At 58.7% G+C, this 8,146-nt stretch carries 8 protein-coding genes and 1 pseudogene; 4 read left to right on the forward strand and 5 right to left on the reverse strand.

The window, feature by feature from the left end:
• Positions 1–85: 85 nt before the first annotated feature.
• The 3 genes and pseudogenes from QQL28_RS45075 to QQL28_RS45085 form a co-directional block, all read left to right on the forward strand.
• A pseudogene (locus QQL28_RS45075) lies at positions 86–514 on the forward strand (coproporphyrinogen III oxidase); the annotation flags it as partial.
• 411 nt (positions 515–925) lie between these two features.
• Entirely contained in the window at positions 926–1,627 is a 702-nt protein-coding gene (locus QQL28_RS45080) for a response regulator transcription factor (RefSeq protein ID WP_284276294.1), read from the forward strand.
• Between the two features lie 41 nt (positions 1,628–1,668).
• Positions 1,669–1,908 (forward strand): hypothetical protein, encoded by a 240-nt coding sequence (locus QQL28_RS45085; RefSeq protein ID WP_284276296.1) that lies wholly within the window; start codon positions 1,669–1,671, stop codon positions 1,906–1,908.
• A 644-nt stretch (positions 1,909–2,552) separates the two neighbouring features.
• Here the strand turns inward: QQL28_RS45085 and QQL28_RS45095 are convergent.
• Positions 2,553–2,852, reverse strand: a complete 300-nt coding sequence (locus tag QQL28_RS45095) for a hypothetical protein (RefSeq protein ID WP_284276300.1) — start codon at positions 2,850–2,852, stop codon at positions 2,553–2,555.
• A gap of 913 nt (positions 2,853–3,765) precedes the next feature.
• Here QQL28_RS45095 and QQL28_RS45100 point away from each other — a divergent pair.
• Positions 3,766–5,004, forward strand: coding sequence for a glycoside hydrolase family 18 protein (locus tag QQL28_RS45100; RefSeq protein WP_284276302.1), 1,239 nt, complete (start codon positions 3,766–3,768; stop codon positions 5,002–5,004).
• Between the two features lie 606 nt (positions 5,005–5,610).
• On the opposite strand, the gene QQL28_RS45105 is transcribed toward QQL28_RS45100, so the two are convergent.
• The 4 genes from QQL28_RS45105 to QQL28_RS45120 form a co-directional block, all read right to left on the reverse strand.
• Positions 5,611–5,844 carry a hypothetical protein gene (locus tag QQL28_RS45105; protein ID WP_284276304.1) on the reverse strand — a complete coding sequence of 78 codons (234 nt, stop codon included), beginning with the start codon at positions 5,842–5,844 and terminating at the stop codon, positions 5,611–5,613.
• 184 nt (positions 5,845–6,028) lie between these two features.
• On the reverse strand, positions 6,029–6,448 hold the full coding sequence (locus tag QQL28_RS45110) for a hypothetical protein (protein WP_284276305.1): 420 nt from the start codon (positions 6,446–6,448) through the stop codon (positions 6,029–6,031).
• Between the two features lie 542 nt (positions 6,449–6,990).
• Complete coding sequence (locus QQL28_RS45115) at positions 6,991–7,197, reverse strand: response regulator transcription factor (RefSeq protein WP_283037523.1); 207 nt, start codon at positions 7,195–7,197, stop codon at positions 6,991–6,993.
• A 41-nt stretch (positions 7,198–7,238) separates the two neighbouring features.
• Positions 7,239–8,146: ABC transporter permease (locus QQL28_RS45120; RefSeq protein WP_284276306.1), on the reverse strand; the 908-nt coding region annotated here is incomplete at its 5' end.

An 8,146-nucleotide genomic window follows, 5' to 3' on the forward strand; every position in this document is an offset into this window, starting at 1 on the left:
GTCCTCCGGTCGGGCTACGCCCTCCCTTCGGTCCGTCCCCATCGGCGCAGTCTCACCTTGATTGTCGCTGGAGTCTCACCCTGATCGCCGCCGCGCATTGGGCTACTCGGCAGATACCTGTAGAACGCTGATCGGCTTCGGGCCGTCGGCTGTTGGACGATTGGGAGATGGCTACGTCCAGAACGAAGTTACTGAGGGTCCTTACAGCCGGCAGATCAGAGCTGGCCGTCTGGCGACATTAAAGGGCTGCTGCCTCACCCCGGAAGATCGCGTCCGAGGCGCAATAATCGAGCGGCTGATGTGCGATCTAGAGGCCGACTTGCCGGCAATCTGCGCCACCCACGGATTTGATCCCAGTTCTTTCCTCGATTCAGCTGAACGCTTGGCGCTCCTCGCCGAAGACGGGATAGTGGACATCGAAGACGGTTTGATCCGCGTAAGGCAGGAACATCGCTTTCTGATTCGATCCGTTGCTGCCGCCTTCGACGCTTATCCATACCGTGCCCCCAGTTAGCATAAGCGACGTGAACGGCCACACCTCCCTCAACAGGGCGAACTATTTGACGCCATTCCGGAACCATTCCCGTCGCGTCGCGTAAGGGTCTTGCACAACGCCTAAGCATTCATCATTGTGTTCGCTCCTCCACCCCGAGCGGTCTCCGGCAATTCATCTATTAGTGCGGCACGCAAGGATTGCACGCTGAGAAATAGATTGAAAATGCCGATAAAGCTTTGGATTGCGATAGCAGGAGAGAGCGCTTCGACGGAGCACGAGGAGAGATCCAAGGACTCCGTCTAAGACGGCCGACACGACCTGCGGAAGGACAAGCTCAGGAAGTTTGCTTTAGCGCATCGTCGGGCGCGCTCTATCGCTCACCCCCTCCGCTCCAGAGTTTCTTCCGCTCAATTACTGATATCTGCTCAGGTGAAACTGTTCGGCTCGAGCGACGAATTCCTGGTGGAAAAGCTCGCCGATTTTCCGTCGTGCGTGGTGCTCGACGTTCGGTTTCCCGGGCACTTCCCCGAGCGGTTCGGAAGTGCAGCGAACACTGCGGACTCTAGGGCCTCAGGTTCCGTCGTTTTCATCAGCGGCCATTCTGACGTTCGCATCTCGGTGCAGGCCATGAAGCTCGGCGCTGATGAAGTCCTGCCCGAGCCCTTTCGTGAGCAGGAGCTTCTCGATGCGATACGGCTCGCTCTGGAAGACGACCGCAAGCGGCGCGATCGCGAGCTTGTCGAGCGCGACGACACCTACGAAGAAGGGCCGCAGATCCAAGCAATCGAATATACTAGGTCGGCTTTAAGCCTTGCGCAGAATCGGGAGCCATCGGCCATGCGCAAGGAGGAGATCAGTAGAACTACTCGGACTCCTGGCGATTCTGTCTCGAAGGCCAGGAGCATCATCCTCTGCGCAATCGAACGTGAGGTTGCGCATAAATGCTGCAGAGGATGGTCGAAAAACGCACAATGCGATCGTAATCATAGGACTAAATTCACCGCTCCGGTGGGTCGTGCGTTGTTGGCAGCAACTGCTCGACAAGCGCCGGAAAGAGGCAATTTCGGCCGCCTTCGCGGTACGTGCCGACAGATTCGTTCGTTTCGTACTGAGTTTGCGCGCCGAGAATGATTTTCATTTGATCCATAGATTAGTCAATCAAGAGAAGTGAAATGGCTATCTACAAAGACGCGAGCTATCTGCAACAATCTTCCAGCGAAGCTTTTGATCAGGATTACGGGCCAGGAGCCGCAGCTCCCCAGGCCGGACTCTACCGGTGCATGGGCTGTCATCGCGAGATTGGCATTGCAGCAGGCCACGCGTTGCCGCCGCAAGGACATCACGCACACACCACGTCGCAAGGATCGGTCCGGTGGCGTTTGATTGTCTACGCTGACCATAAGCCAAAATAGTGTGACAAGCGAAGTCCGGTGAAAGCCGGACTTTTGCGTTTACGAGCGTATCGCGACTGAACCTTGTCGCATTCGGTCGCTGGGGACACGTGATCGTTGGCAAGTTTGAGCGAAGGTCCAATGAACGCGCTTGTCCGCACACATGAGACAGCCAGGATATTTCAGCCAAAGGTCGGACATGTTCGATGTGTATCTAAACGATAAACATGATCTGTTAGTTGTTCCACAGGGAGCTCCGCTGCCTGTCACGGGTGCGCTCGCGAAGTGGCGAAAAAAGAAGACACGGGTAATTGGCGTCAGTCACGAGATCAGGCTAGCTGTTCAGAAGCAGGGCTATTACATGCGAAAGGCGAGCGATTTCGGTAAACATTAGGAAGACCACTATCGCCGATTAAAGCAAATCGACGCTCCTGGTCCGAACCCACGCAACCGACGCTCGAACACGTCGTTGCCTTTCAATGCTGGATAGCCGGTCGGAAGCCGCGGTGTGGCCGGACGCGGCCTTATTCTTCTTCGCTTTGCGAGACCAGCTGCGCATCAGTGGCCCCATCGCGCACATGTGGCACGATGGGTTAAGGAAGAACGTGCAGATCGCTCGGATGATACTGAGGCAGCTTGGCTGCCTCAGATGCGGCCCTTAGCGATTATATATTTCGCCAGTGGTGCTTTGAGTATGGCTCAGATAAGGTTGTTGATGACGATGCCCCGGCTTTCTCCTGGACGGCACTATTGATCGTCTCATCAAGCGGCGCAAAGCGAGCATCGGCAAGAAGCACGGACTCTTTATACGGACGATTCATGCGAGACTCCGGTTGATCTGTCTCTATCCCGGACAGCAACGCGCCGGGCGGCGTGCTGAAGTCCAGAGACGGGTTATCCTGCGACGGATCGCGCACAAAGTCAGGACCATCGCGCAACACGGACTCATTATAAGGAAGGTTCATGCGAGACCGCGGGAGACGCGTCTCCGCTCCTGCCAGCGTCGCGACGATTTCCGCCGACGGGGCGTCCCTTCGCACGAAGTCAGGACTGTCGCGCAACGCGGACTCACGATACGGAAGGTTCATGCGAGACCGTGGAAGACGCGTCTGCACCCCGACCGGCGACGGGCTGCCCTGCGAATTGCCCGCCCTGTTGAGCGTCCCCGGCATCCTTAGCGCGCTTAGCTGCTGCTGAAAGTCCGTTGGACTGTCATGCCGGCTCGTCCCCTCTTCGCGGATTGGTGCCAACCGATCGATAGCGTTAAGGACCATACATCGTCTCCAATTAAGAGCCACCACAGCCGTTTCGAACCCTTCGATAGCAGAGCTGCCTTTCGAGAAGCTGACGAGATCGGTGTGCCGCGAAGAGTGGCCGGGCAGAATATGCTGGGATGGAATAGAGGGCCGTCCGCGAACCTTGCCGATACACCGGCTGGTGGAACCGACATGCCGGATGCTTACCCCCAAGGAAGCCGCTCTAGCGAAGCTCAAGTTACGAGCGCGGCAAGCGAAACCGCTTCCAACCGAACGACGGCCTGCTCACCTTCCTCGAGGCGCCCTGAACTGTGCCGAATGGAATGGGGCCGCCGCGCATGGCACTTCATCGGCCTCCCTATTCGCGAGGACATTACGCCACCGCGCAAGGCAGCACTGACGGCGCGGGCTGTTGGGTATGGACAACCGCTATATCGACCCCAAGTATATGGCGCGTGCATCTGGGCGTCGCACCGGAGCCTGTCTATCGGATCGCGAGGCATTCAGGTGAGAACGGAGCCGATCAGTTCGATGGTCGACAAGTTCGCGGCAGTGATGCCGGGCGATATCCTGGAGGCCGCCGTGTCATCGATTGGCGCAAACGAACAATCCGGCAGAGAGTATGGTCGCGAGTCTTGTTAATCGTCGAACATTCGCCGCGGCCGGGTTTTCTACCCTCGTGTGCGGACAAGCGCTGATGCAGCAGGGGTGGGCGGCGCGAGTCTGGAGCCCCGTGGTCGCCGGCTATCTGGCCCCTTGGAAGGCCCGGCCGGGCGGTCCGAGCATCAAGACGATCCCAGCTCGCGAGCTGACCCACTTAATGTACGCATTCGGCACGGTCTCGGCAGAAGGACTAGCTGAACTTACGGACCGTTGCCTCGACGCCGGAGACTGCGACGGGACGGCGCCGTCCGGTCCGTTCGGCGGCAACTTCGCCCAACTCGCCGAATTGAAGCGGAACAATCCGCAGCTTCGGATCCTGATTTCGTTGGGCGGTTGGAGCGGATCGAAATATTTCTCGGCCGCAGCTGCCACGCCGCTCTCTCGCGGGCGGTTTGCACAATCCGTCATCGAGGCGTTCTTTCGGCCGTATCCGGGGCTGTTCGATGGCGTGGATGTCGATTGGGAATTTCCCGTCTCAGGAGGACGTCCCGGAAATCTCGCGCACCTCGAGGACCGTGGCAATTTCACGCTCCTGATTGCGGAGCTCCGCCGAAAGCTCGCGGACTTTTCTGCGTTGGAGCGCCGGAACCTGGAGCTCACCATCGCGGTGTCGTCCACGCCCGACAAAATTATCAATCTCGAGGCGGCCGCTCTCGCCCGCCTGGTCGACCGAATTAATGTGATGGCCTACGACTATCATGCAGGATCGACCTTTGCCGGCTTCAATGCCCCACTGTTCGCCTGCGCCGGAGATCCAAATCCCGACCTGAATGTCGATGCGAGCGTGAACGCCTTGATCCGTGCCGGCGTGCCGCCTGCCAAGGTGACGCTTGGGATGGCCTTTTATGGCCGCGCCGTTGCGGGCGTACCCCAAGAAAAGGGCGGGCTTTTCCAACAGGGGACTACAGCGAGCGAGGAGTGGGGAGGAAGCGACGGCATCGATTATCGAGATCTCGTTGCCCGGCAACCGGAGGAGCAGGGGTTTCGCCGGTATTGGAGCGACGAGGCCAAGGTACCGTGGCTCTATAACGCCGAACGGCGCTTGTGGATCAGCTACGACGATCCACTCTCCATCGCATGCAAGGCCACGTACGCTCGGGCCCATGCGCTCGCCGGAATCATGATCTGGGACTTGTTCGCCGACGACGGTTCGCTGCTCGCAGCACTCCGCACCCCTCCTGTGCGAAGGTCCGAATAGGAGCGTAGTTATCGTGCCGCGTTGAAGCACAAGATCCGCCTGCCTTGAACGAAAACAGCCTGCATGGGATCCTACGACTGTGTTGCGAGCCGTGTGACCGGTGGCTGGATCCGAAAGATAGACAAGTTATGAAACCTAGGCCGACGATCCTGGCACAGGAGGAGCTGTTCATCGTACTCTTCATTCGCGAACTTTCGTAAACCACCGCACTTTTGAAATTGCATCCTCTTCAGACCAATATCTGCGCATCTCTGAAGGATGCCGCAATATTCCGCGTGGAAAGGTGCCGGGTAGTACCTAGGCGCCTCGTGCCTCCTCTAGCTCAAACGCACTCTCGCAGAACCACGAGTAGCTGAAGCGGTCGGACTTGGAGTCGCGATACTCCTGCCTCGACAGCATTAACGCAGCTTCAAAATAGATCTCGATAGTTCTGCGGGCGAAAGCGATGGCAATTGGTTTTCGCGAGAGACTTCGCTAGCTGGTTTGCGCCTCGCCGCCAAGCAGCCGTTTGCAAAGCAAGCAATCTTGTAAGAGTCGCGAACATTCAGCGATTCGACAGATTTCCACCCAAACGGCACGAGTGAAGGCTGGCGGCGCGAGTGAGCTCTAAAGCATTGTCAGCTTGACGACACCGTCTTCCAATTCGCCACGCGCGAGTCTTTCGCGGGCCGCACGCTCCAGCTCTTTTCGGTGCTTGTGAAGATAGCTGGAAGCCTGGTCGGGAGTCCGAAATGTCGTCTGAAGTTGGCACAATTGCCGCTCGGCGCCGATTGCCAGTAGGAACGTGATTTTTTGGCCGTTTCGCGAACTATCTTCAGGCGTGATCCGCACAGACTTCATGTAGCCGTCTCCTAAGACTCGGAAGATCTCGGTTCTTTGGAAAGGAGCCCGCAGGGGCGTTCAAAAAGGGACGACGGTTACTCAATAGACGCAATGAAAGCCTATTAGCACAAGGGCGCCCCTACGCAAATGTCGTCATCCAAAAGCGGTGGGCTCTTGGCGGTTCTTACGATGCGACGAGAATTCATTGATCGAACGCAAGACGACGCTGGCCTGCACTGGTCGCCCGATGTGAATGAACCGTGCGCTGAACGAGGCGCCTTTTCACCGGCGCGGTCTGCGGGATCGCGGCAGGAGCGGATAGCGGCCCCGTTGCAGACGCTTGGCGCGGCTGGTCTTCGAATGGTTCGGCCGCCGCTGCAGCAGCAGGCTGGAACGGGTTCGATGTGTCGAATACGATCTTTTCCGGAAGAATTCGCGCCGAGTGAATCCGAATAATCGTCCGATCGATCTCCTGGTCGTCGGTCCGAGCCACAGTCGCAGCTGGAAGGTAGCGATCGGCGATGAAGAGAAGGATCAGGAGAAAAGCGCCGGTGAACAGAAAATATCGAATGATTAGCATATGTCCTCGCTGACAGCTCGCGTCAACGGGAAGATCCGGCAATGGTTCCGGCGCTCGACTATAAGTCTTTCGGGCGCAATACTGCTCGTGGGCGTCCGTGGCTGCGAGACCGATTGCGCGCCCGCCTGTGCAGTTGGGCAGCCCACATTGGCGGCTATCGGCCAAGCGTGACAGTTTGGGCACGCCGCAGAAATACGCCAGTTACCGCTGAGTTACTGCCCGATTCCAGCAAACCGAGGCTGACGGCCCCGCCGGGCTTGAACCGGCGTCGTAGCGAGTTACCAAATCATGGCTGCAATCGCGAGCAGGCCTGCAGCCGCCACCAACGAAACGAGCCAATGCCCCGCAAGGTCAGAATGTACGCCGACTGCTGCGTACAGATCTTGTTTGCGGGTACCGGCATCGCAGTTGCGCTCCGAAGCCCGACATTCCGACACGGGACTTTCATCCTCAGCCGGGCCATCGGCAATACCCTGCCAAGTCTCATGCAAAACCAACGTGGGAGCGACACCTCGCCGGCGTCGCATCGACACGCGGGCCGGAGTGTTTGGCAGAAGTCGTCGAGGTCGTTGTCGCATGCATGACTAAGGCGCCTGGAGCGCGTAAATGACTGCAATCTGGGTTCGGTTCTGCAGATTGTATTTGCGTATGATGTTGCTGACATGCGCACGCACGGTGTTTTCTGAAATCTGGAGTTCACAGGCGATGTTTTTGTTCTGCATGCCACGGGCAATCAGCATCATGAGCTCGCGCTCACGCGGCGTAGGTGTGACGGTTACCTTTGTGTTCATGACCAATTTCTCCGTGGCATGAGGTCGAGCCGGCATTTTTCTCACTCCACCTTGAGCGCTTCGATCGGACTGAGCTTGGAAGCCATGTGGGCGGGATAGAACCCGAAGATCACACCGGTCACGGCTGAAAATCCAACGGCAAGGCCAATCGACCGCATGTCGATCGCTGTAATCCAGCCGGCCAATCGCGCCACCGTCATCGACAGCGTGACGCCGCCGATGACGCCGATGGCGCCGCCAAGAAGACAAAGGACGAGAGCTTCGCAAAGAAATTGCAAACGAATATCGCGCATCCGGCCGCCGAGCGCGCGGCGAATTCCGATCTCGCGGGTGCGTTCGGTGACGGAAACGATCATCACGTTCATGATGCTGATGCCGCCGACGAGGAGCGAGACCGAGGCGATCGCGAACAGCAGCAGCGCCACGGTGCGGATGGCGCCCTGTTGCGCCTCCATGGCGGCAGCGGGATCCTGCACCTTGAAATCGTCGGCCTGGCCGGCGGGAATCCGGTGTCGTTGCCGCAGCAGACCTTCGATCTCGCTCGTCGCGCCCGCCATCTGGGTATCGGAGGCGACCTTGACGAGGATATAGGCGATGGCGTCCCGGTTGATACCGCTCGCGCTGCCGAGAAAGCGCAGCTTGGCGGTGGTCAGTGGAACGAAGGCGACATCATCCTGCGCCGGACCCTTGCGATCGAGCACGCCGATGACTTCGAGCGGGACCTGCATGATCCTGACTTGCGCGCCGATCGGATCGTCGCCCGGCGCGAACAGCTCTTTGGCGGCGGCACTGCCGAGAATGACGACCTTCGCGGCGCTCGCTTCCTCGGCCGCCGAGAAGTATCGACCGGATGACAATTGCCAGTCGCGCACCATGAAGTGCGAGGTGGTCGTGCCGTTGATCGTGGTGTTCCAGTTCTTGCTTTCCCGGATGACTTGCGCGGTGCCCG

The sequence above is a fragment of the Bradyrhizobium iriomotense genome (genome assembly GCF_030160715.1).
Taxonomy (GTDB): Bacteria; Pseudomonadota; Alphaproteobacteria; order Rhizobiales; family Xanthobacteraceae; genus Bradyrhizobium; species Bradyrhizobium iriomotense.